At 63.7% G+C, this 23,050-nt stretch carries 21 protein-coding genes and 1 pseudogene; 18 read left to right on the top strand and 4 right to left on the bottom strand.

Translation table 11 applies throughout. The annotated features are described in order from the left end of the window. Position 1: 1 nt before the first annotated feature. Positions 2 to 1,372 carry a MocR-like pyridoxine biosynthesis transcription factor PdxR gene (gene pdxR / locus CGLAUT_RS06195; protein ID WP_290184044.1) on the bottom strand — a complete coding sequence of 457 codons (1,371 nt, stop codon included), beginning with the start codon at positions 1,370 to 1,372 and terminating at the stop codon, positions 2 to 4. A gap of 70 nt (positions 1,373 to 1,442) precedes the next feature. Here pdxR and pdxS point away from each other — a divergent pair. The 9 genes and pseudogenes from pdxS to CGLAUT_RS06150 all read left to right on the top strand — a co-directional run bounded on the left by pdxS (position 1,443) and on the right by CGLAUT_RS06150 (position 11,606). Next, positions 1,443 to 2,313, top strand: a pseudogene (pdxS, locus tag CGLAUT_RS06190) (pyridoxal 5'-phosphate synthase lyase subunit PdxS). Positions 2,314 to 2,346: 33 nt separating this feature from the next. Continuing rightward, positions 2,347 to 3,858: a depupylase/deamidase Dop gene (gene dop / locus CGLAUT_RS06185; RefSeq protein WP_290184042.1), complete on the top strand. Its 1,512-nt coding sequence runs from the start codon at positions 2,347 to 2,349 to the stop codon at positions 3,856 to 3,858. Then, entirely contained in the window at positions 3,851 to 4,042 is a 192-nt protein-coding gene (locus tag CGLAUT_RS06180) for a ubiquitin-like protein Pup (protein WP_290184041.1), read from the top strand. Before dop ends, CGLAUT_RS06180 begins: the two co-directional genes overlap by 8 nt. A gap of 5 nt (positions 4,043 to 4,047) precedes the next feature. Next, entirely contained in the window at positions 4,048 to 5,493 is a 1,446-nt protein-coding gene (gene pafA, locus CGLAUT_RS06175; RefSeq protein WP_290184040.1) for a Pup--protein ligase, read from the top strand. Further along, on the top strand, positions 5,486 to 6,409 hold the full coding sequence (locus CGLAUT_RS06170; protein ID WP_290184039.1) for a helix-turn-helix transcriptional regulator: 924 nt from the start codon (positions 5,486 to 5,488) through the stop codon (positions 6,407 to 6,409). The genes pafA and CGLAUT_RS06170 overlap by 8 nt, the downstream gene beginning before the upstream one ends. After that, a complete protein-coding gene (locus tag CGLAUT_RS06165) occupies positions 6,406 to 7,362 on the top strand; it encodes a helix-turn-helix transcriptional regulator (RefSeq protein WP_290184038.1) in 957 nt (318 codons plus the stop codon). Before CGLAUT_RS06170 ends, CGLAUT_RS06165 begins: the two co-directional genes overlap by 4 nt. 36 nt (positions 7,363 to 7,398) lie before the next feature. Next, positions 7,399 to 7,719 carry a Sec-independent protein translocase subunit TatA gene (gene tatA / locus CGLAUT_RS06160; protein WP_290184037.1) on the top strand — a complete coding sequence of 107 codons (321 nt, stop codon included), beginning with the start codon at positions 7,399 to 7,401 and terminating at the stop codon, positions 7,717 to 7,719. Positions 7,720 to 7,722: 3 nt separating this feature from the next. Continuing rightward, positions 7,723 to 8,835: a twin-arginine translocase subunit TatC gene (gene tatC, locus CGLAUT_RS06155; RefSeq protein WP_290184036.1), complete on the top strand. Its 1,113-nt coding sequence runs from the start codon at positions 7,723 to 7,725 to the stop codon at positions 8,833 to 8,835. Positions 8,836 to 8,840: 5 nt separating this feature from the next. Beyond that, positions 8,841 to 11,606 (top strand): DEAD/DEAH box helicase, encoded by a 2,766-nt coding sequence (locus CGLAUT_RS06150; RefSeq protein WP_290186967.1) that lies wholly within the window; start codon positions 8,841 to 8,843, stop codon positions 11,604 to 11,606. Positions 11,607 to 11,619: 13 nt separating this feature from the next. On the opposite strand, the gene CGLAUT_RS06145 is transcribed toward CGLAUT_RS06150, so the two are convergent. Beyond that, positions 11,620 to 12,198 carry a trypsin-like serine peptidase gene (locus CGLAUT_RS06145; RefSeq protein WP_290186965.1) on the bottom strand — a complete coding sequence of 193 codons (579 nt, stop codon included), beginning with the start codon at positions 12,196 to 12,198 and terminating at the stop codon, positions 11,620 to 11,622. 31 nt (positions 12,199 to 12,229) lie between these two features. Between CGLAUT_RS06145 and CGLAUT_RS06140 the strand changes: the two genes are divergently transcribed. From CGLAUT_RS06140 to CGLAUT_RS06115, 6 genes are read left to right on the top strand one after another with little or no spacing between them, the layout of a single operon-like run. After that, positions 12,230 to 13,357 carry a M24 family metallopeptidase gene (locus tag CGLAUT_RS06140; RefSeq protein ID WP_290186963.1) on the top strand — a complete coding sequence of 376 codons (1,128 nt, stop codon included), beginning with the start codon at positions 12,230 to 12,232 and terminating at the stop codon, positions 13,355 to 13,357. After that, positions 13,350 to 14,105, top strand: coding sequence for an SDR family NAD(P)-dependent oxidoreductase (locus CGLAUT_RS06135; RefSeq protein WP_290186961.1), 756 nt, complete (start codon positions 13,350 to 13,352; stop codon positions 14,103 to 14,105). The genes CGLAUT_RS06140 and CGLAUT_RS06135 overlap by 8 nt, the downstream gene beginning before the upstream one ends. A 5-nt stretch (positions 14,106 to 14,110) precedes the next feature. Next, complete coding sequence (locus CGLAUT_RS06130; RefSeq protein WP_290186959.1) at positions 14,111 to 15,313, top strand: lipase family protein; 1,203 nt, start codon at positions 14,111 to 14,113, stop codon at positions 15,311 to 15,313. Between the two features lie 10 nt (positions 15,314 to 15,323). After that, positions 15,324 to 15,899: an FxsA family protein gene (locus tag CGLAUT_RS06125; protein WP_290186957.1), complete on the top strand. Its 576-nt coding sequence runs from the start codon at positions 15,324 to 15,326 to the stop codon at positions 15,897 to 15,899. A 3-nt stretch (positions 15,900 to 15,902) separates the two neighbouring features. Beyond that, positions 15,903 to 17,444 carry an apolipoprotein N-acyltransferase gene (gene lnt / locus CGLAUT_RS06120; protein WP_290186955.1) on the top strand — a complete coding sequence of 514 codons (1,542 nt, stop codon included), beginning with the start codon at positions 15,903 to 15,905 and terminating at the stop codon, positions 17,442 to 17,444. A gap of 34 nt (positions 17,445 to 17,478) precedes the next feature. Then, a complete protein-coding gene (locus CGLAUT_RS06115) occupies positions 17,479 to 18,375 on the top strand; it encodes a polyprenol monophosphomannose synthase (RefSeq protein WP_290186953.1) in 897 nt (298 codons plus the stop codon). Between the two features lie 69 nt (positions 18,376 to 18,444). Here the strand turns inward: CGLAUT_RS06115 and CGLAUT_RS06110 are convergent, their stop codons facing one another. After that, positions 18,445 to 18,837 (bottom strand): RNA polymerase-binding protein RbpA, encoded by a 393-nt coding sequence (locus CGLAUT_RS06110; protein ID WP_095659944.1) that lies wholly within the window; start codon positions 18,835 to 18,837, stop codon positions 18,445 to 18,447. Between the two features lie 122 nt (positions 18,838 to 18,959). Between CGLAUT_RS06110 and CGLAUT_RS06105 the strand changes: the two genes are divergently transcribed. After that, the gene (locus CGLAUT_RS06105; RefSeq protein ID WP_290186951.1) at positions 18,960 to 19,307 is read left to right on the top strand and encodes a hypothetical protein; all 348 of its coding nucleotides are present in this window, start codon (positions 18,960 to 18,962) and stop codon (positions 19,305 to 19,307) included. A gap of 7 nt (positions 19,308 to 19,314) precedes the next feature. Beyond that, positions 19,315 to 20,025, top strand: a complete 711-nt coding sequence (locus tag CGLAUT_RS06100; protein ID WP_095659942.1) for a YceI family protein — start codon at positions 19,315 to 19,317, stop codon at positions 20,023 to 20,025. Positions 20,026 to 20,218: 193 nt separating this feature from the next. Here CGLAUT_RS06100 and CGLAUT_RS06095 read toward each other — a convergent pair whose 3' ends face one another. Further along, on the bottom strand, positions 20,219 to 21,532 hold the full coding sequence (locus tag CGLAUT_RS06095; protein WP_095659941.1) for a class I SAM-dependent methyltransferase: 1,314 nt from the start codon (positions 21,530 to 21,532) through the stop codon (positions 20,219 to 20,221). A gap of 122 nt (positions 21,533 to 21,654) precedes the next feature. Here CGLAUT_RS06095 and CGLAUT_RS06090 point away from each other — a divergent pair, with 122 nt between their 5' ends. Then, positions 21,655 to 23,007, top strand: a complete 1,353-nt coding sequence (locus CGLAUT_RS06090) for an NAD(P)/FAD-dependent oxidoreductase (protein WP_290186948.1) — start codon at positions 21,655 to 21,657, stop codon at positions 23,005 to 23,007. Positions 23,008 to 23,050 lie beyond the last annotated feature (43 nt).

Genomic DNA, 23,050 nt, shown 5'->3' with positions numbered 1-23,050 from the left:
TTCACTTCTCGGCGCGGCCCAGGGTAGCGGCTGCCTGGGCAACCGTGTCGATGGCTTGCGCGAAATCGTTCTCACTCAGGTGCGCAAAGCTCAGCACCAAACCGTCGCCGCTGTTCGTCCACAAAGTGGATTCGTGCCCCGACTCAATACCGGCCTCAAGCAGACGCGATTCGAACTCGTCCCGCTCTTCGCTTGTGTCAAAGCGCACCGTGAGGTCCGCGCCATCGCCGGGCGCGAGTCGGGCGCCTTCGAACAGCGGGGCAAGCCGCTCGTTTAGAACTTCGCGTCGCTGCGCCAATCCACGGTGGACGGCGCGGGATGAGCGGCGGGCGACGCCGTCGTTAAGCAAGTGCGCAATGGCCCGCTGTGTGACGGATGAGACCGGCATGCCCAGGACGCTGCGGACCTCGCGCAGCGCTTCGGCTGTTGCTGGTGAGGCCACGACGTAGCCGGCGGCGAGTTCGCGCGAGAGCAGCGTGGAAAACGTGCCAAGGGTGAGCACGTCCGCTCGGGTGGCCAGCGATGACAGCGCCGGTTGCGGGGAGATGCGGTAGCGCAGCTCGGTGTTGAAGTCGTCCTCGATCACCACGGTATTGGTGCGCGCAGCCCACTCGAGCAGCTCCACGCGGCGGGCGGCGGGCATGGCGCCGCCGAAGGGGTAGAGGTGCGACGGGGTGACAAGCAGCGCGTCGAGGGAGTCGGGGAGTGCGACGACCACGATGCCGTCGGCGTCCGTGGCGCACTCCACGACCTCGTGGCCACCGAGCGGGACCACGCGCCGCAGTCCCGGGTGCCCGGGGTCTTCCACGCCGACGCGCAAGCTGGGTCCGAGCGCGAACAGGACGCACATAAGCCCCTCGCGGGAGCCGCCGGTGACCACGATCTGGTCGGGGGAAACGCGCATGCTGCGAGCGAGGCGGAGGTGCTCGGCAACAGCGTGGCGCAGCTCCGGCTCACCGGACTTGTCCACGGCGTTGCCGGGCTCCGCCGCGGCTTCGCGCCACGCCTTTCGCCAGGTGGTAGGCCGGATGGTGCCCGCGCTGCCAGGCGAGGGCTTTAGCGAGATCCGGGCCTTAGGTGCTCTGCGCGGCGGCGAGCCGGTGGTGCGTTCTGGCAGGGGTGCTGCGACGGTGAGGTCGGGGTGGATCCGTGTCGGCGCGCCCTGGCTGGTCAGAAGGTAGCCTTCGCCCTCGAGCTGGTCGTAGGCGGTCACCACGCTGCCGCGGGAGACGCCAAGCTGCTCGGCGAGGACGCGGGTGGACGGGATGGCGTCGTGAGGCGAAAGCGCGCCTGTGGCAACTGCGTCGCGGATGCCCGCGGCTATCTGCGCGGGGATGGGCGTGGGGTGGTCGCGGGAGATGTGCAGCAGCATCAACTGGTCCAAAGAAACTAAATGGAACTGGCCCTTCAAATCTACCAGTTGAATAGGCAGACTAAGCGGTATGTCTGATGTAGAACAGCTGAACCAGAAATTCCTCGGCGGCGTCATCATGGACGTTGTCACCCCTGAGCAGGCGAAGATTGCTGAGGACGCAGGTGCCGTCGCGGTGATGGCGCTCGAGCGCGTGCCAGCGGACATCCGCGCACAGGGCGGCGTTGCCCGTATGAGCGACCCGGACCTGATCGAGGGCATCATCGACGCAGTCGACATCCCAGTGATGGCGAAGGCGCGCATCGGCCACACCATGGAAGCGCGCATTCTTGAGCACCTCGGGGTCGACTACATCGACGAGTCCGAGGTGCTAAGCCCAGCCGACTACGTCAACCACATCGACAAGCGCGCATTCGGCGTTCCGTTCGTTTGCGGTGCCACCAACCTCGGCGAAGCGCTGCGCCGAATCAATGAGGGTGCTGCCATGATTCGCTCCAAGGGCGAAGCCGGCACCGGCGACGTCTCTGAAGCAACCAAGCACATCCGCAAGATCACCGCGGAGATCGCCGGCCTCCAGGCGATCTACAACGGCAACCGCGATGAGCTTTACGTCGCCGCCAAGGAGCTGCAGGCGCCGTACGACCTGGTGGCGAAAGTCGCCCAAGACGGCAAGCTTCCGGTACCGCTGCTGGTCGCCGGCGGTGTCTCCACCCCGGCAGATGCCGCGCAGATGATGCTCCTCGGTGCGGACGGCGTGTTCGTCGGCTCCGGCATCTTCAAGTCCGGCAACCCAGAGGCGCGCGCCAAGGCCGTGGTCAAGGCGACCCAGAACTGGCAAGACATCGAGGCAGTCACTGACGCTTCCCGCGGTCTCGGCGAAGCGATGGTCGGCATCAACGTCGCCGACTTGCCCGCACCGCCTAGCGGAGCGCGGCTGGTAAACCGCCACACACCACCAGCTACCATCGGTGCTCATGGCACGCTTCATGGGTACAGAGACTGAGTACGGGATTACGACTCCGGAGGATCCGTCGATAAGCCCTCTGCTCACCTCCACCCATGCGGTGGTGGCGTACGCCGCGATGCACACCGCGGCTCGCTCGCGCTGGGATTACGCGGAGGAAGCGCCGCTGAACGACATTCGCGGCTTCGACCTGCAGCGCTACCGCACGGTGCCCGTGGTGGACCCGAACGCGCTCGGCGTGGCCAACGTCGTCACCGTCAACGGCGCACGCTTCTACGTCGACCACGGCCACCCGGAGTACTCCGCCCCCGAGACGTCGAACGCGCTCGACGCGATGATCTACGACGCCGCGGGCGACTACTACCTCAACCAGGCCGCCGCCGACATCCAACAGCTGTGGAACGAGCAGGTCAGCGTGCTGCGCAACCATGAGCCGTGCCCGCCGGTGAAGTTCTACAAGAACAACGTTGACGGCAAAGGGCAGTCCTACGGCAGCCACGAAAACTATCTGTACTCGCGCGAGACCGACTTTGGCCGCCTCACCCAGGCGCTCATCCCGTTCTTCGTCACCCGCCAAGTCATCATCGGCGCGGGCCGCGTGGGCATCGGACAGAAATCGGAGCGCGAGGGTTTCCAAATCTCGCAGCGCGCGGACTTCTTCGAGCAGGAAATCTCGCTGGAAACCACGCTCAATCGCGGCATCATGAACACCCGCGACGAGCCGCACGTCGACGCCGACCGCTTCCGCCGCCTCCACGTCATCGTCGGCGATGCCAACATGAGCCAGTTCTCCAACTTCCTCAAACTCGGCATGACCTCGCTGGTCATCGACGCGATCGAAGCCGGCGTCGACTTCTCCGACCTCACCCTCGCCGACCCGGTCCGGGAGATCAAGGCAGTCTCGCACGACCCCTCGTGCACCCATAAGCTTTCGCTTATCGACGGCACCTTGGCCACCGCCATCCAGATCCTGCGCGTGTATCGCGAGCGGTGTGCGGAAATCGCGGGGGAAAGGGCCGTCGATAAGCAAGTGCTCGAGCTGTGGGGCGAGATTCTTGATGACCTCGAGCGCGACCCGCTTTCGACTGCTGACCGCCTGGATTGGAGCGCGAAGTGGGCCCTGGTCAAGGGATATGTGGACCGTGGCGTGGCAATCGGGGACCCGAAGCTGCAGCTGATTGATATTCAGTATGCAGATATCGACCCGGCAAAGTCGCTGTATCACGCCCTGGTGCGCAAGGGGCGGATGCGCACGATGGTCTCCGAGGAGGAGATTCTGCGCGCGGTGCAGATCCCGCCGGAGGATTCGCGTGCGTACTTCCGCGGCAGGGTTGCGGAGAAGTTCGGCGAGGAGATCGCGGCCGCAAACTGGCAGTCGGTGCTGTTCACTGTTGATGAGCTGCCGGTGATGGTGCGGATGGACACGATCGACTCCTTCACGCGCGCGGAGGTTGGAGCCGTGATTGATGCGGCAGATAGCGCCCGCGACCTGGTTCGCGCGTTAGGCTTGCAGCATGGCTAAGCAGCAACAGTTCCAAGGCGGCGGCGCAGGCGATGGAGACAACCTGGGCGACGAGGCTTTCAACGCAGGTCAGGCGCAGATCGATGCAACAGACACCGATGGTCTGCTCGATGAGATCGATGCGCTGCTGGACTCCAACGCGGAAGAGTTCGTCCGCTCCTTCGTGCAAAAAGGCGGGCAGTAGGCGCGATGGCGGCCCCCGTGTACCCGCGCCGCATCATGGGTGTGGAGACGGAATTCGCTGTCGCTGCGTTCCGCGACGGCGAAGCGGTGCTTTCACCCGACCACATCTCGCGTTACCTGTTCCGGCCGATCGCGGCGAAGTACCGCAGCTCGAACGTGTTCACTGACAATGGGTCGCGGCTGTATTTGGACGTCGGGGCGCACCCAGAGTTCGCCACCGCGGAGTGCGACTCGGTCACCCAGCTGCTCAACTACGACAAGTCGGGCGAGGTGATTTACCAGGAGTTGGTGGAGGAGGCGAACGCTGCGTTGGCCGGCGATCGCATCGGCGGCACGGTTTACCTGTTCAAGAACAACGTAGATTCGCGTGGCAACTCCTACGGCGCTCACGAAAATTACCTGATCAGCCGCGAGCTGGTGCTCAAACCGTTTGCGAAGCAGCTCCTGCCGTTTATGGTGACGCGGCAGTTGATCTGCGGTGCCGGCCTGATTAGGGACGGGCAGTTCGTGATTTCCCAGCGCGCCGACCAAGTTTGGGAAGCGGTGTCATCAGCGACGACGCGGACGCGGCCGATTATCAACACCCGCGATGAGGCACACGCCGACTCCAACCGGTTCCGTCGCATGCACGTGATCGTGGGCGACTCGAACATGTCCGAGCCAACGTTCGCGCTAAAGATCGGCGCGACGCTGCTTGTGCTCGAGGTGCTGGAAGCGGGAATCGCTTTGCCCGACTTCGAGCTGGAGGACCCGATTGCCTCCATCCGGGATATCGCAGTGGACCCAACCGGACAGGCTGAGCTGGCACTGAAGAACGGTGGCACCACTACGGCCCTCGAGGTGCAGCGCGCCACCTTGGACGCGGCGAAACAGTGGCTGGAATCCCGGCCAGACGAGGGCACCCCGAACGAGGAGATGGCTCGCATCGTCGAACTGTGGCAGCGGGTGCTTGACGCAATCGCTGCGCAAGACTTCTCCAGCATCGACACCGAAATCGACTGGGTGATCAAGCGCAAACTGCTCGGCCAGGTCAAAGACAGGCTCGGCGCGGATTGGGACCACCCGAAGCTCGCGCAGATTGACCTGACTTACCACGACATCGACCGCAATCGCGGGCTGTTCTATTTGCTGGAGCGCAAGGGTTTGGCCGCACGCTGGACCACCGACGAGGCGATCCGCGAGGCCACGAAACTCCCGCCGCAGACTACTCGAGCTGCGCTGCGGGGCCGCTTCCTGGAACAGGCTCGCGCTGCAGGAGCTGACTTTAGCGTTACCTGGGACGGCATGCGCGTGAGCAAGCCCATCTCGGATCATCTGAAACTGCCGGATCCGTTCAGCACCGACAGCGAGGAACTCGACGCGCTCATCACCGCAATCTGGGAACACACCGAATCCGAGGATGCTTTGCAGACTGACCAGGCGAGCCCCACAGGAGACAACGACCGTGGCTGATGCTGATGCCGTGCGCCGCCAAGTCAACCTGACCTTCGCGCTGCTGGGCTCTGATACGCCCCGCAGTGCGGAATGGGTCGGCGCCAACGTGGACGGCTACGAGGGACGCTCGCCCGACGCTCTGCACTTAGCGATCAAGCGAGACGTCGATGAGCTGCGTTCGATGTGGGTCCCGATTCACTTCACCAACGGAGAAGTGCGCCTGAACAAGGAGCACTACACGCTCGAACCCGTAGAGCTCACGGAGGCGGAGGCGTCGGTCATCGGGCTTGCCGTTGACCTGACTCAGGGCGCGAACCTTGGTGCGTTGGCCCGCTCGGGGTGGACGAAACTCGCCGCCTCCGGCGCGACGCGTACGTTTGACGGCCCACCGATCGCGGCAGTGTCCAACGACATCACTCGCCTGAACCCAGAGACCCTTCGCAGGCTGCTTCTGGGAGTGCGCCAATCCGTCCGGCTCAGCTTCACCTACCAGCGCGGACCAGGCGCGGAGACGCAGCGCCGGACCATTGACCCGTGGGGGATCGTGCCACTGAACAACCGCGCCTACCTCGTTGGCTGGGATGTGGATCGAGCTGCCGAGCGCGTGTTTCGGGTCAGCCGCATTGAAGATGTGGCCAAGATCGCGGCAAGTGACTTCCATGCGCCGACCGGGGACCTGCAGGAGATCGTCGAAAAGCAATTGCGCGGTGCTGTGGTGGATGCTGAGGTCACGATGGCCAACGGTACGGGCGATGAACTCGCGGCCCGCGGGACGCGAAACGGCGACGTGATCCGCCTCGAGGGTGCGGAGCGGGACTGGCTGGTGCGCACCGTTGCGAGCCTCGCCGCGGACGTGCGCGCGATCGAACCAGAAGATGTGCGCGCAGATGTGATCGGCTTGCTCAAACGCGCCGCAGGGGAGGAAGAACGATGACGCAGACCCCACCCGCCAAGCAGCAGCGCCGCGAGCGCGTGGTTCGGCTGCTCAACCTGCTGGCCTACGTGGAAAAGCACCCCGAATCCACAATCATGGAGATGGCCGTCGACCTTGGACTTGAACCCGGCCAGATTCGCGACGACTTGAACATGCTGCACCTCTCCGGCGTGGGCAAGCACGGTGGCCAGATGATTGACCTCAACCACGACTGGACGAATGTCCAGATCATCGACAACCAGGGGTTGGACAAGCCGCTTCGCCTCACACCGACCGAGGCCAACGCGCTGCTCCTCCTGCTGGAGTCGCTGGAAACCATGCCTGGACTCGTCGACCCGGCGACCGTCGCTTCCGCCGCGCGGAAAATTCGTGCCGTGACTACCGGTGGAGCCGTCGGCGATGCCCGCCACACCGGCGATGCGGCCACCGCCGCACTGATCAAAGAAGCAATCACCAAACGCAAGCAGCTCGAGCTCACTTACTACTCGCTGACCTCCGACCAGACGCGCACGCTCGAGGTCGACCCGGTGGACACGTTCCACCACGACGGCCAGACGTATCTCCGCGCCTGGGACGACGGCACCCTCAAGAGCTACCGGTTTGATCGAATCAGGCAAGCATTGCTTATCGACGCCCCCTTGGCCACGCAGCACCCGCAGGCGCCAGCGCTCGATCAAGCTGACCCATTCGGCGGCTTCGATAGCCAGCTCGCCCAATTAAGGGTCCGGCGCGATGCAACGTGGCTGGCCGACTACTGGGACTTGGAACTCGATCCCGATGAGTTGGCTGACCCGAGTGTCCAGTGGGTAAGGGCAACTCTGCCGTACGGCAACGGGGACTGGCTAATTCGGTTCTGCTTAGGTCAAGCTGACCGGGTTGTACTAGATCAGCCGCAGGAGCTCGCGGACGCTCTTCGTCACCGAGCAGGGGCCGCTTTGCGCGTGTTAGGATAATCCGACCGGCATCCAAAGCTGAGGAAGGGAAGCCAAATGCCGAATCTCGGGCCTACTGAAATTCTCATCATTCTTGCGATTGTGCTGCTGCTTTTCGGTGCGAACAAGCTGCCGGAACTCGCGCGATCGATGGGCCGTTCCGCCCGCATCTTCAAGTCTGAAGTGAAGGAGATGCGCAAGGAAGACATGGAGGACACTGCAATGGGTGCTGACGGCGTGCGTCCGGAGCCGGTTCGCCCGTCTGAGCTGCCGCCGGCTTCGTACTCGCAGGAGACCCGCAGCACTGTGCAGAACTCCCCTCAGAACCCGGTTCAGCAGGACTTCTGGGATCGCCCTGAAAACCAGCCGCGGCGATAATTCATGGCGCGCCAGGACGCTCCCACCACAGCGCGCGCTGCCACACCTGGAAAGCCGGGCCGCATTAAAAAGCAGCGCAAGCGTAAGAAGAACCCGCAAGGGGAGATGACGCTCGTTGAGCACCTCCAAGAGTTGCGGCGGCGCGTTGTTATCTCGCTCATTGCGGTGGTCATCGGCACCATCATCGGCTTCATCTGGTACCAGACCTCCCCGCCGGGCATGATGCCGCTGGGCGAAATCATCCGCCGACCGTACTGCAACTTGCCGCAGGAGCTCCGCGCCGATTTCACTGGCGACGAGAAATGCCGCCTTCTCGCAACCGGCCCGTTCGAGATGTTCATGCTGCGCCTCAAAGTGGGCGCGTTGGCAGGCCTCGTCCTGTCGTCGCCCGTTTGGCTGCTGCAGATCTGGAACTTCATCACCCCGGGCCTGCACGAGAACGAGAAGCGCTACACATTCTCGTTCGTGTTCTTCGCCGTGTTTCTGTTTGTGGCCGGAGCGATACTGGCTTACTTCATCCTGGACCAGGGCCTATACGTCCTCATGACCATGGGTTCTGAGGTGCAGGTGAGCGCCTTGACGGGTCAGAGCTACTACAACTTCTTGTTGGGCCTGATCATCGTGTTCGGGGTGAGCTTCGAGCTGCCGCTGATCATCATCATGCTCAACATCGCGGGCCTTCTCCAATATGAGCATGTACGGGGCAAGCGCCGCCTCATCTGCGTGGGGCTCTTCGTGTTCGCAGCGTTCATGACGCCGGGCCAGGAGCCGTTCTCAATGGTGGTGCTCGGCGCGTCCATGTGCCTGCTGGTCGAGATCGCTTTCCAGTTCTGCCGTTTCAACGACAAACGCCGGAATCGTGAACGCCCGGACTGGATGGACTTGGACGACGAGGAGGCGTCCGGTCCAGTCACCGCCTCCGGACCGATCGGCGCATCCGGCTCCATTGAGCCCGCGGCGCCCATTGGGGCGTCCTCTGCGGCCGACCTTGGCCCATCGTCGAAGGTGAGCGTTGAGCCAGTGTCTGCTCCGCAGCCAGTCAGCGCATCCAAGCGTCCGGCGGATGAGTGGCGCACCGCCTCCAAGTACGGCGGCCAATTCGACGACGTACTCTAGGGAGCATGTCAGCTCCCTTCTTGGCAGAATACGCGGCGTCGAAAAGCTTTCAGCTCGATCAGTTTCAGATTGAAGCCTGCGAGGCCGTGGAGGCGGATCGGGGCGTGCTGGTGTGCGCACCGACCGGTTCCGGCAAGACCGTGGTGGGGGAGTTCGCGGTCGCACTCGCACTCTCTCGCGGCACAAAGTGCTTCTACACCACGCCGATTAAGGCGCTGAGCAACCAGAAGTACCACGACCTCGTTGCCGCGCACGGCGAGGACGCAGTTGGGCTGCTCACCGGGGATGTGAGCATCAATGGCTCCGCCGAGATCGTTGTGATGACCACCGAGGTCTTGCGCAACATGATTTACGCCGAGTCCCGCCAGCTCGACAGGCTCAGCCATGTGGTGATGGATGAGATCCACTACCTCGCGGACCTCGACCGCGGCGCGGTGTGGGAAGAGATCATCCTCAACCTGGACGACTCGGTGAACATGATCGGACTGTCCGCAACGGTGTCCAACTCGGAAGAATTCGGCGAGTGGTTGGCTACGGTGCGCGGCGACACGGCGGTGATAGTCTCCGACCACCGTCCGGTGCCTTTAAGCCAGTACATGATGGTCGGGCGCAAGGTGTTCCCGCTCTTCGAGCCGGGCACCGATGGGCGCGTCAACCGCGAACTCGAGCACGCAATCGCGCGCATCGAAGCCGGTAGCGCCGACGAGGGGCGCCGCGACTTTGAGGAAGGCAGGGGTTTCCGTTCCCGTGCCGCCGGGCGCCGCTCCGGTCACGAGCGCGGCCAGGACCGGATCCGCCCTGTCGGTCGCCCCGAGGTGGTGCAAGCCCTGCAATCGCGCGACATGCTGCCCGCCATCATCTTCATCTTTTCGCGCGCCGGCTGCGACGGAGCGCTGTTCCAATGCCTGCGCTCTCGCAAGGAGCTCACCACACCCGAAGAGCAAGAAGAGATCAAGAACATTATCGACGACGGCGTGGCCGACATCCCCGCCGAGGATCTCGATGTGCTCAACTACCGCCAGCTACGCACCGCGTGGACCCGGGGTTTTGCCGCCCACCACGCAGGTATGTTGCCAGCATTCAAGCACATCGTGGAGGAGCTGTTTGTCCGCGGCCTGGTGAAGGTGGTCTTCGCCACCGAAACGTTGGCGCTGGGCATCAACATGCCGGCACGCACCGTGGTGCTGGAGAAGTTGATCAAGTTCAACGGCGAAGCCCACGTCGACCTCACACCAGGGCAATACACCCAACTGACCGGACGCGCGGGCAGACGCGGCATCGACACCATAGGCAACGCCGTAGTGCAGTGGGCGCCAGCAATGGATCCGCGCGAAGTTGCGGGTCTTGCCTCCACCCGCACGTACCCGCTGATTTCACCGTTCACGCCGGGATACAACATGGCCATCAACATGCTGGGCATGAATGGCTTCGACGATTCAATCCGCCTCATTGAGCAGTCCTTCGCGCAGTTCCAAACCGACCGCTCTGTGGTCGGCGAGGTGCGCGACATCGAACGTCTTGAATCAAAGGTGGCAAAGCTTCGCACGCAGCTCGAGCGTGACATCGCTTCCTTCGCACCGCCTTCAAGCCCGGGCGAGAACCCCGCCGACGAGCTGGTGGAGTACCTCGAACTCCGCCGCGATCTCACCGAAGCGGAAAAGGAATCCCGGCGCGAGTCCGTCGAAGACCGCCAGGTAGAGACTCGAAAGATTCTTGCGCGCCTGCAGGTCGGCGAAGTCATCGCCATTCCGGGCAAGAAGTATCCGGAGCTCGCCGCCGTCGTCCAACCGGCGGGCAAACCCGAGGACCCGCGCCCGTGGGTGACCACGGAGCGGGGCTGGTCGGGCCGCATCAGCGCCGACGCGTTCAAGAACCCGCCGATCCCGGTCGGCCGCATCAAGGTGCCTCGACACATGCAAGACCAGCCGCGCCGCCACACCCGCAAGGTGGTCGACATGCTGCGCCGAGGCAACTTCAAAGCCCCGAAGAAAATGCGCACGCAGGCCCGCACTCGCCCGAACAAGCAGGTGCTCGCGCTGCGTGAGGCGATCCGCAACCACCCCGTGCACCACTGGCCAGCCACGGACCGCGAGATGCTCGCCCGCGTCGGCGAGGAGCTGGTGCGCGAGGAGCGCAAGCTGGCAAAGCTCTCGCGCCGCGTCGACGCGTCGACCGACACGTTGGGTCGTACCTTCGAGCGCATCATCGGCCTGCTCACCGAGATGGACTACGTCGAGGTCATCGACGGCGAGCCGCAGGTGACCGACGAGGGCGAACGCCTTGCACGCATCCACAACGTCTCCGACCTGCTCGTCGCGCAATGTCTCAAGCGGGGTATCTGGGATGATCTCGACCCCGCCGAGCTCGCCGGGGTTGCCTCCATGGTGGTGTTTGAGAACCGCAAGGCCACAGGCGGCTCCCCGGAGGTCGCTACCGAGGCGATGGCGGACGCCATGAATGAGACCATGCGCATCTACAACGAGCTGGTCTCCGACGAGCAGCGCCACCAGCTGCCGATCACCCGCATGCCGGATGCCGGATTCGCGCTCTCCATCCACCAGTGGACGGCCGGCGCGCCGCTGGGCTACGCTCTCGCAGCCGCAGCGGAGTCGGGCGCCGAACTCACCGCTGGCGACTTTGTGCGCTGGTGCCGTCAGGTCATCGACTTGCTCGAGCAGGTGCACAACACGGGCTACTCGGATGAGATCCGCCGCAACGCGAACCGCGCCATCGACGCGATTCGCCGCGGTGTCGTCGCCATCGGCAACTAGAGTTCGCTAGAGCTCAATGCTTATCGACGATCCGTTGCACCGCCTCAGCATCCACCAACGAAACCGTTGCCATCCCGAGGTTCACGCCGAAGAGTTCCAGGATGAGTGATTGGACGGCGACGACGTGGCCGTCGACAAGCACTGGGCCCCCTGAGTCTCCCTTGACTGCCCGCGGAGCGTTGAGGATGATCCCTGCCGGGCGCACGATGGTGGCGAGCGAGCGCGACGCGGCGATCGGCAGTGAGGTGATGTAGCGACCTACGCGGCCCGCGGGCTGCGCTGCGGCTCCGCCGAAACCGAGGGTGACAGTCGGGGCGAGCGGGCCCGGAGGCGGCCCGAAGGTGGGGAAGTCGTCGATGCCGCGAATAGGTTTGCTGAGCTTCACGACGGCGATGTCGGTGCCGGGAAGGCGGTCGAGCTGCGCAATTCGGCGGCGTTGGCCTGCGACGTGGCACGTGACGGACGAGAGGGTGTCTTCCCTGGACCGGAAGTAGTGTGCGCAGGTGAGCACTGATTGGGGCCCGATCAAGGTGCCAGTGCAGTATCCGCCGGAGCCGGCGAGCTTGGCGATGTGAGCGGGGGAGAGGAGCACGGAGAGCAGTCTATCCACCTACGATGAATCCATGCCGTATTTCGACAATGGCGTATATGAGACACGCCGCCGAGCGCTTGCCGAAGCAGTTGCAGCCGCAGGGATTGGCGGAGTGGTGTTGGGCACCGGCGCGGAGTTCGAGTACCTGACCGGCTCGGCGATGCACTCGCACGAGCGGCTGACCGCGTTTGTGGCGGGACCGGGCGGATTCCGGGTGGTGGCACCGATGACGGACGTGGCGACGCTGTGCCATGAGGCCGCGCTGGATGGGGTTGAAGTCGTTGGGTGGCGCGATGGGAACAACCCGTACGCCTTGGTGCAGTCGTGGGTGGGCGACGGTGTCGTCGAGCTCGGTGCGTCGCTGACTGCGGACCACGTTTTCGAACTCCAGGCGCGGGTGCCAACTCGTGCGCTTTCTCCCGGAGTGCGTTCCTGCTTCTTGGTGAAGGACGCCGGTGAGGTCGCCGAATTGACGCGTGCGGGCGAGGCAATCGACGCGGTGCACGCCCGCGTGCCAGAGCTGCTCGTGCCCGGCGCGACTGAGATCGCAGTAGCAGACCAGCTCCGTGAACTCATCAAAGCTCAGCATGTTCGCGCTGACTTCGTCATTGTGGGCTCCGGGCCCAACGGGGCGAACCCGCACCACGACTTTTCGGATCGGGTTCTAGAGCCCGGCGATCCGGTGGTGGTGGATATTGGCGGCACGCTCGATTCGGGCTATCACTCTGACTGCACCCGCACGTACGTGGTGCGTGGCACCGAGGGGACAGATGGCGATGGGGCAGGTGGCGAGGTGGATCCAGAGTTCCTCACCGCGTACGAGGTGCTGCACCGCGCCCAGCAGGCCGCGGTGGAGGCAGCCCGGCCGGGGATGACCGCCGGTGAACTCGATGCGGTTGCTCGCGACATCATCACGCAGGGTGGTTACGGCAGGTTTTTCACCCACCGTCTCGGTCACGGCATTGGGCTTGCGGTGCACGAGGCACCATTCATCATCGACGGCAGCGACGTAGTGCTCGAAGAAGGCATGGTCTTCTCGATCGAGCCGGGCATCTACGTCCCTGGTAGGTGGGGTATGCGCATCGAGGACATCGTCCAGCTTGGCGCCGCTGCAGCGGTCCCGCTGAACCACCAGCCGAGGGAGGTTGCGCATGGGTAGGGCTCGGCGCGAAATGAGCGACGGCACCATCCTGCTGCTGGGTGCGACAAGCGACATCGGCGGGGAAGTGGCCACGCGCCTGTGCGCTGGCCGGGATGTGGTCGCCGCGCTGCGGAATGTGGCGGTTCAAGGTGCCGTCGAAAAGCGATTGCTCGATGCTGGAGCCCGATCCGTGCGGGTGGTGGAGTTTGAGGCGACCGACCTCGCCTCACACCGTGCGCTCGTAGAGTCCGTAGAGTACCTGACCACTGCGATCGTGGCGTTCGGGATTTTGGGCGACCAGGCCCGTGCGGAGCAGAACGAGGGTGAGGCGGTGCGCATCGCCGAGGTGGACTACCTCGCGCAGGTCTCGATGCTCACAGTGCTTGCCGACGCCATGGAACACGGTGAGATTTTCGCCTTCTCGTCCATCGCTGGGTGGCGGGCCAGGCGCGCGAACTATGTCTACGGATCGACGAAGGCTGGCCTCGACGCGTTCTGCCAAGGGTTGGCGGATCGCTTGCACGGCAGCGCTCTGCATTTGATTACGGCTCGACCTGGGTTTGTCATTGGTTCAATGACCGCGGGCATGAAGCCGGCGGTGATGTCGGTAGCCCCTGACCAGCTCGCTGACTCGGTAGTGGAGGCCGCCGGGCGAGCCACGGCGCGCGGTCGAAGTGTAACCGTGTGGATCCCACGCCCGTTAGCAGTGCTGGCGATGGTGATGCGGCTTGTGCCGCGTCCGATCTGGCGGCACATGCCGCGGTAGTTGCGATGTTTGGACCAGTGGCGCGGACATGCGCCGGATTCGTGCTGGGGCTTGTGCATGAGCGTCCCGTAACCGATCCCGAGTTCGAGGTGGCGACGTGGCTTACTGGCCTGCGACCGGGCACGCTGCTTGATTCGACTCGGGTGGAGCCAGTTGGGTTGAGGACGCGGGTGAATCCTGCAGACGCGTGGCGGATTTCTTACGCCACTTCCGATCGGCGCAGCCGCATCCTTACCGCGACCGGTGTCGTGTTGCGGTCGCGCACGCCGTGGAAAGGGGCCGGGCCGCGGCCGACGGTGGCGTTCGCCCCCTCGACCCAAGGTGTGGCGCCGCGCTGCGATCCCTCCTACACCTGCACCGTGGGGGTTGCGGTGCGCAGCCGCCCGGTAGATCTCATCGCCGCCTACGAGCAACCGGCAATCAATCTGCTGTTGGCCTCGGGTGCCAACGTGGTCGTGAGCGATCACCCGCGCGATCCGGAGGGCAACGTGCAGATGTATTGCGACCATGTCTCCTCTGCGCGTGCGCTGGCGGACGCGGTGCTTGCGGCCCGTGAGTTGGGGATTGGCACGGACAACCTCGGCATGTGGGGCTTCTCCCAGGGTGGCGGGGCGGTCGGTGCGTGGCTGGAGGAGCCGGAGTACGCCCCCGAACTGCAGCCGCTAGCCGCGGTGGTTGGTGCCCCACCAGCCGATCTGACGGCCATGCTCAAGCACGTCGACGGCGCGTTGGCCTCTGTGGTGATCTTGTATGCGGTCGCCGGAATGATGGCTGCGGATTCTCGCATTGCGGCTGAGCTTGCGCCGCACCTGAGCGCTAAGGGCGTGGAAGCGGTGCTCGCCGAGGCGAGCATGTGCGCTGTCGGAGCGGTTCTGCACCGCCCCTGGGCGTCGACTAGCGATTGGACGACCAGCGGGGTGCCGATGGCCGAGCTTCTCGACGACCTGCCGGCCACCTCCGCCTACCTCGACGCTGCAACGCTGGGGCTGCGCGCTCCGCTGCGAATTCCGATCCGGCTGTGGGCGTCAAAGCACGACGACCTTGTGCCGTTTTCCACCGTGCAGGATTTGGCTCGCGCCTGGAATGTGCCGCTGCAGGCCAGGAACTTCCCGCGGGTGCTGGGCCGCACCGGGTTGAGCCATTTTGGGCCGTACTTCACGCACCTCGCGGGTGATGCGAAATGGCTTGTGCGTCACCTCGCCGGGTAGTCTGAGCCGCATGCCGCTGCTTCTCTTCGCGTACTTTGCCGTTGAAGTCCTAGCGTTCATCGGTGTGGCCAAACTCATCGGCGTCGGGTGGGCCTTTCTCGCGCTATTCGCCCTGATGGTGTTCGGGATCTTGGCTGCGAACCTTTCGCTGCGCTCCACGTTTGCCTCTGCGGCGCGTGGGCGGTCATCCGTCGGCAAGCTTGCGGGGGACTCAGCGATCCTGCTGGTGGGATGGGTGTTGTGTGTGCTGCCCGGTTTCGTCAGCACGGCAATTGGTCTGCTCATGATCTTCCCACCCACTCGTGCGCTGATGCGGCGCAGTTTGAACGCCAGCGTCCAGCAATCTATGGAGAACTTCAGCGTCCGTCTCTACGAATCCTCGCCAATGTCGCAGCGGCGCACGAGCTACGGGACGTTCACCCAGCCCGGCAACACCGCCGGCGAGCCGTCCGGTGCCGCACAGCGCGAATCGCAGCCCGACCACGAGGTGATCGACGCGGACGAACTCGAGCGCTGGTACCGCATGGAGAGCAACGAGCGTCCGAAGCCAAACGACGACCCACGTAATGGGCACCGCGAGGGTTAGAGCATGACCGCGTTTCTACGCTTCGGACTCGCCGCCATTTCCGGCTGGCTGGTGTACCTCTCGTACGAGCCGATTGGCTATTGGTGGGCAGCGCTGCTCGGCATCGCGCTGTTGTATCTCGTGCTCATGCCGTGGCCGCGCTCGGCGACCCGTGCGCTTGGTATGGCGGGCGAGGCCCAGGAGCGTCCCACCGACCGCTTCGGCGCGCTGCTCGGGTTCACGCACACCGTGTTTTGCTACCTGTTCCTGCTGCCGTGGATCGGTGAGTTTGTCGGGGCGATGCCCTATGTCGCGCTCTCGATCACGCTGGCGCTCTACGGGATCATCACCGGTGTCTTCGGCGTGCTGGTGGCCAGGTGGCGCTACGGATTCGTTGCGTTCTCGTTGGTGTACGTCGCAGTTGAGTTCCTCCGTTCGTCGTTCCCGTTTGGCGGATTTTCGTGGGTGCGGTTGGCGTGGGGCCAGATCAACGGCCCACTGGCCAATCTTGCGGCCTGGGGTGGGCCAGTGTTGGTTACCTTGGCGGCGGTGCTTGTCGGGGTGGGCGCGGTAGCGCTTGTCGCCACTCGCGGAGCGCAGCGCCTGACTGCCGCGGCGTGCGTTGCGCTCCCTCTGCTTCTCGGCCTTGCTGCAGGAGCCGGTGTGAACCTTGATTCGCGCACCACGGGCGAGGTTCGCGCCGCAGCGGTGCAGGGCAATGTCCCGCGAATGGGCCTGGACTTTAACGCGCAGCGCCGCGCCGTGCTGGCAAACCACGTCAATCAGACCATCCAGCTGGGCGAGGAAGCTCGCGCAGCGGGGACACCGCTAGATCTCGTGATCTGGCCGGAGAACGCCTCGGATGTCAACCCCTTCATGGATTCCGACGCCGCAGCGCTTATCGACGAAGCAGTGAGCGCTATCGACGCACCGCTGCTCGTCGGCACCCTGACCCGCGATGAGGTCGGCGCCCGCAACACTATGGTCGTTTTCGACCCGGAGACCGGGCCAGGGGACTACCACTACAAGCGCTTCTTGCAGCCGTTCGGCGAATACATGCCGATGCGCGATTTCTTCCGCAACTTCTCGGATCTCGTTGACCTTGCCGGCGATTTCAAACCTGGCGATGGTCCGGGAGTGGTGCGCATGGGCAATGTCATGGTGGGCGTTGCCACTTGCTACGAAGTTGCGGAGGACCCCGCCTACCGCCTGGCCGTGCGAAACGGTGCGCAACTGCTGGCAACCCCGACCAACAACGCCACCTTCGGGTTCACGGACATGACCTACCAACAGTTGGCGATGAGCCGGATGCGCGCGATTGAACTGGATCGCGCCGTTATCGTCGCGGCAACCTCCGGTGTCTCCGCCATCGTGCACCCAGACGGCACGGTGTCCCAACACTCGGAAATCTTTCAACCAGCGCGTCTGGTCGAGGACCTGCCACTGCGGGATCGCATCACACCCGCAGTCAAAATCGGCGCGCCCCTTGAATGGGTGCTTGTCGCGCTCGGCATTGCAACCATGGTTGGGGCGATCATTGTTTCCCGTCGCGGGTATGCTGCTTGAAGGCTAAGTCGAAGAACAATAAGGAGTCCACACCGTGTCGACGACCCTGGTAATCATTCCGACGTACAACGAGGTCGAGAACCTGCCCCTGATCGTCGGCCGTGTTCTGGATGCCACCCCCGAAGTTGACGTGCTCGTTGTGGACGACAACTCCCCGGACGGTACGGGCGAGAAGGCGGACGAGCTTGCGAACGCCCACCCGGAAGTGCACGTGCTGCACCGCGGCGGAAAGGAGGGTCTCCTGGCCGCGTACCGCGCTGGCTTCCGCTGGGGTCTGGAGCGCGAGTACGAAGTGATCTGCCAGATGGATGCGGACGGCTCGCACGCGCCAGAGGAGCTCGAGTTGCTTCTCGACGAAATCGCGGCCGGCGCCGACCTGGTCATCGGCTCCCGCTACGTCGAGGGTGGGGAAGTGAAGAACTGGCCGCAGCGCCGCCTCCTGCTGTCCAAGTTCGGCAACCGCTACATTGCTTTGGCGCTGGGTGAGGATGTGCTGGATATGACCGCCGGGTACCGCGCGATGCGCCGGGAGGTGCTTGAAGGGATTGACCTCGACGCGCTGTCATCCAAGGGCTACATCTTCCAGGCCGAACTGGCGTACCGGGCGATCAATGCGGGCTTCGATGTGCGTGAAGTTCCCGTCACTTTTGAGGATCGCAAGCTGGGCAAGTCCAAGCTGGACGCGAGCTTCGCCGTTGCCTCACTCACGGAGGTCACCAAGTGGGGCGTCGCAGACAAGGCGAGCAAGATTGCCGAGATGGCGAAGCAGATGAGCGGTCTCGCTCGGTACGAGTACGACCACTCCGGCCTGCCAAAGCTAGGACAGCGAATCAACGAGGTGCCGGAGGCTGTGGTGGGCATGGTTTCCGAGTTCTCGAAGCTGGCGAAGCACGAGATGCAGAACTCCCGACTATTCGGCAAGAGGCGCTAGCAGAACGCCGCATACAAAAAGCCAGCGCCTTTACCGGGCGCCGGCTTCTCTCGGTGCTCAGGGTGCGTACTAGGCGTTCGAACCTTCTGCAGCCTGCTGTTCTTGCTGCTCCTTGGCAATGCGCGCAGCGTTGCGGCGGCGCTTGCGAAGCTGCTCGAGGCGCTCTTCGAGAAGGACGTCGAGTTCCTCGATGGTGCGGCGCTCGCGCAACATGTCCCAGTGGGTCCGCGGCGGCTTGGCTGGTTTTGCTTCAACGCCTTCACCCTCCATGAGGGTGCCAACCTGGCCGTTCTTGCACATCCACTCCTCGGGAATCTCCGCGTCGTCTGCGAAAGGTACCTCGAACACCTCGCCGTTGGGGGTCCGGTACTTCGCCATCTGGCGCGGTGCGAGGTCGTGGTCGCGGTCCGTCTCGTAGCTCACTGCGCCCATGCGGCTTCCGCGCAAAACCCGATCAGCCATGCTGTCTGCTCTTCCTTCCCTCGGTACACGAAAAGTGCGGTCGATACAGTATAACGATGCTCGGTCCGGCTTTGTTCCCTGAGATGGGGCTTTTCTGAAACGGTGTATTAGACTTCTCGGGCATGGCGGGTTACGCGAATACTTCTGGTCGGCCCGCTCCAGTGTGCCAGTGGTGCGGCAAAGAACTTGCTGAACAGCAGGGGAGAGGTCGACGCCGAAAGTTTTGCGGGCCTTCCTGCAAGCAGCGCGCCTACGAGCAGCGCCACAACATTGCGGGTACCGGTGTTGCGGAGGGATCCGTAATCTTGCGGCCCGAGCGCGTTGCGGCACTGCGTGATGAGTTGTATGAACTCCGGTGCGCTGCAGAAGATGTCCGCACGGCAGCGGAAGAGGACGCGGATGCCGCTGAAATTCGTCACTTGTGTGACGAATTAGTCGAAATGGCACTCCAGATCGAGAAACTGAGGTAGATGGTTCATGGCAGCGAAGCCGAATGCACGGTCACGAAAAACCACGGCACTTGTGGTCGCCGGTTCAATCTTCATCGTGGTCGCCGTGCTCGTCGCAATGGTGCCATTGATGCTCAACCTGTTCGGAGGCGGCGGCGTGAAGACCGAAGGGATTGATGCCCAATCCGTGAAGCCCGCGAGCACAGACATCGACGGCGAGTGGACAGTAACCAACCGACCGGGAACGAATCACTCATCGGCTGGATTTACCTTCGACGAAGTGCTGCCCGGCGAGCGACGCACGACATCGGGGTCGACGAAGGGCGTCAGCGGCACGGTGACTATCGAGGGCGGAACGCTTACCGCAGGCGAAATCGAGGTGGACATGACGACGATCACCTCAGATAGCGATGTGCGCGATAACAACGTGCGCCGCAAGATCTTTCTTACGGACCAGTATCCGAACGCAACGTTCCAGGTGTCCGAGCCGGCGGATCTCTCGGGCGTGCCTGCGGATGGCTCAGTCGCACAGGTTGAGCTCACCGGAGATCTCACGATCATGGACGAGACGAACGAGATCACCGAGACGTTTGATGTGGCTCGTTCCGGCGATCGGTTGCTCGTAGCCGGCGACATTCACGTCAACCGCCTGGACTACGGGGTGGAAACGCCGGATTTCGTCGCGGCGACCATCGCCGAGGAAGGCGAGATCAACATCCGCATCAACATGGGTAAATAAATCTCTATTAACGTCACTTGACGTAATTACAGCCTTACTGCGGGCCATGCCGGCACATGGTTCAATACGGATATTTGTCCGATAATGTACATTATGTCAACTAACTCGGAGGGTGGCCTGCCTCCGAGTCCATCGCCGCCGTGCTCGAGCGCGCGTCGCGTCCGCAAACCTCTCTCGCCTAGCCAGCAATTGCTTATCGACGGCCCCTTCGACTCCGCGGGACCAATGTCAGCTGCGTGAGGTTGAGCATGCCAAGGCGTGCCAGCGCTTCGCGCAGCGCGAACTGCCAGGTCCACAGCCTGCGGTACACGGGGTCGAAGCCGTCGGCGGCGGCATCACGAGCTCTGCCGTCGAAGGTCGTGCGCTGCAGCGACAGCGACGCCACGAGGTGCTCGGGCGCGCGCGTCTCGGAGATCACACGCAAACCAGTATGGCGGTCGACGAGCCTCGCCAACTCCTCCGGCGTGGCGAAGCTTAAGCCGGGCCAGATGTACGCGCGCAGGCTTTCAAGGGCGGCGTTCGCCGCCGGGGTCATTGTTTCGGTGCGGACAATGGTTTGCATGGCCACTCGCCCACCGGGTGCGAGCACAGCGTCGATACCGGCCAAGTAGCTGGCCTTGCTCCGGGGCGACAACGTCTCCAGATACTCGGCCGAGATGATCGCATCGAATGCGCCAACGGTCGAGTTGAGTTCATCCGGGCTCATGACTCGCACCGCGTCGGCTGCGCCGGCAAATACGAGTAACTCCTTTAGCGTCCGTGCGTCGCCTGTCTCGGACACCACGCAATCAACGGTGGCACCGAGCCGTATTGCGGCGAGTGGTAGCGCTCCACCCGGTACAGGAGACACAAGCAGATGCGTGCCTGACTGCGTATGAGCCGCCTCCAGGAGCATTTCCGCACTTCTTGTCTGGGCGTCAGCAAGGTCCTGCCGCATCGTATTCAGCGGGGCGCCGAACTCAGTGATGTCCACGTAGTGGCGCGCGGGTTCACTCCGCTTGCCTGCCCCGCGCGCCCACGATTTCACTATGACGCGCTCAGTGGTCGGGACACCGGTGGCGAAATGCCCCTGGAACGGACTCATGCCGTCACCCGAGTAGTGCGCGACGAGCGACGCTGGAGGCTCCCCGCTACTGGCCCCACTCGACGGTTTGAGACGGATGGTTTTAGGGCGGTAGTTGGCGGTAATGAGCGCTGCCAAGACGTCGACAAGCTTATGCGAGGAGGCGGTGCGCCACTCTCCTGCCAGGTAGCCTTCCGCAAGCCCGACCCAACCGTTAACCGCAATGCGGGAGAAGAGCTCCGCATAGTCGACGATGAGATCGGCATTGTTCCCGTCGAAGGTGAGGCCCGCGGCGCTGACCGCCCGCGCGAACGTCGACTCGGCCCGCCGCGCGCGCATTGTGGTCGTCGCAACGTCCGGAAGAGTGGCAATCCCAGGCCATCGATCGGGGTCGATGGTAGCTAGATGATCTCCCGGTCGCGCTCTGCCTGTCACGCGGCTCATGCTAGCGCCCACGCACGGTGACACCGTTTAGCCACGTCGAGGGCGCCTGTGGCGAATCCCACTCAGGGGCGTACTATCGACGAGGGTATTTTGATTCGTTGTTTCCAAGGAGATCCAAAACCATGGCAGACAAGCCATTTCGCCCTGCTGGTAACCGCCACCACGTTGTGATTGTCGGTGCCGGCTTCGGCGGCCTCTACGCTGCTCGCGAGCTCGCGGACGCAGACGTGGACATCACGTTGATCAACCGCACCGACCACCACCTGTTCCCGCCTTTGCTCTACCAGGTGGCCACCGGCCTGCTTTCCTCCGGCGAGATCGGTGTGTCGCTTCGCCAGCTCACTCGCGGTCAGAAGAATTTCCGAGTGGTGCGCGGCGATGTGCAGGACATCGACTCTTCGGCACAGGTCGTCGTCGCTGTGGATGAGGATAATGAGTACCGCTACGAGTACGACTCTCTGATCATCGCCGCTGGTGCCGGGCAGTCCTACTTTGGCAACGACCACTTCGCCGAGTTCGCGCCGGGTTTGAAGACGCTCGATGACGCGTTTGAGATCCGTGCCCGCATCATGGACGCGTTAGAGCGTGCCGAGCTCACCGACTCCGCGGAAGAGCGCGAGCGGTTGCTCACCTTCGTCATCGTCGGCGCCGGCCCGACCGGTGTCGAGATGGCTGGCCAGATTGCGGAGCTTGCCCACCGCTCGTTCAAGAAGGGTGAGTACTCGTTCAGCCCCGATTCCGCGAAGATCGTCCTCATCGACGGCATGGCGCAGGTTCTGCCGCCGTTCGGCAAGCGCCTCGGCAAAAAGGCACAGCGCCAGCTCGAACGCGAGGGCGTGACCATCGTGCTCAACTCGATGGTCACCAACGTCGACGAGAAGTCCGTCACCTACAAGAACACGAAGACCGAGGAAGAGACGACTGTCGAGGCCGAGACCAAGATCTGGTCCGCCGGTGTCGAGGCCTCCCCGCTCGGCCGCGTCATCGCGGAGCAGGCTGGCGTTGAGGTGCCGCGTAACGGCAAGGTACCGGTGAACCCGGACTGCACCGTGGGCGAGCTGCGCAACGTTTTCGTTGTCGGCGACATGATGGAACTGAACAAGCTGCCGGGTGTGGCTCAGGTGGCGATCCAGTCCGGTGAGTACGCAGGGCGCATCATCAAGGAGCAGGTCGAGCACGATGTTGCTCCGGAGGATCGCGATCCGTTCTCCTACTTCGACAAGGGCTCGATGGCGATTATCTCCCGCTTCAATGCTGTGGTGAAGATGGGCAAGGTCGAGTTCACCGGCTTCATCGGTTGGCTGATGTGGCTGTTCGTCCACGTCCAGTTCCTCCAGAGCCTGCGAAACCGCGTTGTCACCTCGTTTACGTGGCTGCTCAACGCGATCAACCCGCGGCGCTACAACCTGGTCACCACCACCGGCCAGTTGGAGCAGCGCCTAGCGCGGGGCAACGCAAGCGTCGATAAGCAATAGCTCCTTTCCCCACTGACCGCCCGGTGACCGGCCCAGAGCCTGA

The organism is Corynebacterium glaucum, assembly GCF_030408855.1.
Classification (GTDB): domain Bacteria; phylum Actinomycetota; class Actinomycetes; order Mycobacteriales; family Mycobacteriaceae; genus Corynebacterium; species Corynebacterium glaucum.
This window is presented reverse-complemented; position numbering and strand designations above follow the sequence as displayed.

Excerpts from the sequence above, each read along its gene's own strand:
- pdxR (WP_290184044.1), bottom strand. The coding sequence starts at position 1,372 with ATGCTGCTGCACATCTCCCGCGACCACCCCACGCCCATCCCCGCGCAG.
- dop (WP_290184042.1), top strand. The coding sequence starts at position 2,347 with ATGGCACGCTTCATGGGTACAGAGACTGAGTACGGGATTACGACTCCG.
- CGLAUT_RS06180 (WP_290184041.1), top strand. The coding sequence starts at position 3,851 with ATGGCTAAGCAGCAACAGTTCCAAGGCGGCGGCGCAGGCGATGGAGAC.
- pafA (WP_290184040.1), top strand. The coding sequence starts at position 4,048 with ATGGCGGCCCCCGTGTACCCGCGCCGCATCATGGGTGTGGAGACGGAA.
- CGLAUT_RS06165 (WP_290184038.1), top strand. The coding sequence starts at position 6,406 with ATGACGCAGACCCCACCCGCCAAGCAGCAGCGCCGCGAGCGCGTGGTT.
- tatA (WP_290184037.1), top strand. The coding sequence starts at position 7,399 with ATGCCGAATCTCGGGCCTACTGAAATTCTCATCATTCTTGCGATTGTG.
- tatC (WP_290184036.1), top strand. The coding sequence starts at position 7,723 with ATGGCGCGCCAGGACGCTCCCACCACAGCGCGCGCTGCCACACCTGGA.
- CGLAUT_RS06150 (WP_290186967.1), top strand. The coding sequence starts at position 8,841 with ATGTCAGCTCCCTTCTTGGCAGAATACGCGGCGTCGAAAAGCTTTCAG.
- CGLAUT_RS06140 (WP_290186963.1), top strand. The coding sequence starts at position 12,230 with ATGCCGTATTTCGACAATGGCGTATATGAGACACGCCGCCGAGCGCTT.
- CGLAUT_RS06135 (WP_290186961.1), top strand. The coding sequence starts at position 13,350 with ATGGGTAGGGCTCGGCGCGAAATGAGCGACGGCACCATCCTGCTGCTG.
- CGLAUT_RS06130 (WP_290186959.1), top strand. The coding sequence starts at position 14,111 with ATGTTTGGACCAGTGGCGCGGACATGCGCCGGATTCGTGCTGGGGCTT.
- CGLAUT_RS06125 (WP_290186957.1), top strand. The coding sequence starts at position 15,324 with ATGCCGCTGCTTCTCTTCGCGTACTTTGCCGTTGAAGTCCTAGCGTTC.
- lnt (WP_290186955.1), top strand. The coding sequence starts at position 15,903 with ATGACCGCGTTTCTACGCTTCGGACTCGCCGCCATTTCCGGCTGGCTG.
- CGLAUT_RS06110 (WP_095659944.1), bottom strand. The coding sequence starts at position 18,837 with ATGGCTGATCGGGTTTTGCGCGGAAGCCGCATGGGCGCAGTGAGCTAC.
- CGLAUT_RS06105 (WP_290186951.1), top strand. The coding sequence starts at position 18,960 with ATGGCGGGTTACGCGAATACTTCTGGTCGGCCCGCTCCAGTGTGCCAG.
- CGLAUT_RS06100 (WP_095659942.1), top strand. The coding sequence starts at position 19,315 with ATGGCAGCGAAGCCGAATGCACGGTCACGAAAAACCACGGCACTTGTG.
- CGLAUT_RS06095 (WP_095659941.1), bottom strand. The coding sequence starts at position 21,532 with ATGAGCCGCGTGACAGGCAGAGCGCGACCGGGAGATCATCTAGCTACC.
- CGLAUT_RS06090 (WP_290186948.1), top strand. The coding sequence starts at position 21,655 with ATGGCAGACAAGCCATTTCGCCCTGCTGGTAACCGCCACCACGTTGTG.